Below are 1,107 nucleotides of genomic sequence, written 5' to 3'. Positions count from 1 at the left end.
CCTCCGGCATGGACGAGCGTGCACACTTGGCCTTAGCGTGCTCCTCGCGCCGCGCCGGGACGACCGACCCCGGCAGCCGGGACGCGGACCACCGCAGGCGGCGGTACGTGTCCTCGCGCGGCGGCGCAGAGCACTGAGACCTTCGCGGAGTGGGGCGAGACACGAGCGTGCAGGGGGACGACGCGGAGCTGACCGCTGCGGTACGCGCGGCGCAGGAGGGGGACGAGACCGCCTTCCGCACCGTCTACCGGGCCGTGCACCCGCGCCTTCTCGGCTACGTCCGCACCCTCGTACCCGACGCGGACGCCGAGGACGTCGCCTCCGAGGCGTGGCTCCAGATAGCCCGCGACCTCCCGCGGTTCGCGGGAGACGCCGACAGGTTCCGCGGCTGGGCCGCCCGCATCGCCCGCAACCGGGCACTCGACCACCTGCGGATGCGTGGCCGCAGGCCCGCCGTCGGCGGCGACGAGAGCGAACTGGCCGGACTGCCGGCCGGCGCCGACACCGCGGCCGAGGCCCTGGAGGCGTTGGGAACCAGCAGCACCATGGCGCTCATATCCCAACTCCCGCGCGACCAGGCGGAGGCCGTGGTGCTGCGCGTGGTGGTCGGACTGGACGCCAAGAGCACCGCGCAGGTGCTCGGCAAGCGCTCCGGCGCGGTGCGCACCGCCGCGCACCGCGGGCTGCGCAAGCTCGCCGAGCTGCTCGAGGACCACGCGCGCGACATCCCCGCAGGCGCGGCAGAGGACACCGGAGGCGGTGCGGACGCCGTCGGCGGCGGCTCCGTGCAGGGATCCGTCGGCGGCTCCGCGCAGGGACCCGTCGGCGACTCCGGCGGGCGCGGCCCCAAGCCCAGGCCAGGCGGCGGAGCCGCGAAGGGCAGGGCCCGTGGCATCGCCCGCGGTGTGACGCATAAAGCCACACGAACGCTGAGGGAAACGTGATGGCGGACGACCGGTACAGCTGGCTGGACGAAGAGACCGCGGAGCGTTTGCTGCGAGGTCTGCCGGTCGACCCACCGGACGGTGGGGGAAGCGAAGCGGGTTCGGCTGTGCGGCCCCGGCCCGGTGCCGCGCGGGCCACGGACACCGCCGGACCCTCCCACCC

1 protein-coding gene is annotated in these 1,107 nt (G+C 75.2%); it reads left to right on the top strand.

What is annotated here, in order from left to right; all coding sequences use genetic code 11:
• The first annotated feature begins 167 nt into the window (after nt 1–167).
• Nucleotides 168–944 (top strand): RNA polymerase sigma factor, encoded by a 777-nt coding sequence (locus AB8Z75_RS34830; protein WP_369209130.1) that lies wholly within the window; start codon nt 168–170, stop codon nt 942–944.
• The last annotated feature ends 163 nt before the right edge of the window (nt 945–1,107 follow it).

It is taken from the genome of Streptomyces sp. PU-14G (assembly GCF_041028275.1).
Lineage (GTDB): Bacteria > Actinomycetota > Actinomycetes > Streptomycetales > Streptomycetaceae > Streptomyces.
This window is presented reverse-complemented; position numbering and strand designations above follow the sequence as displayed.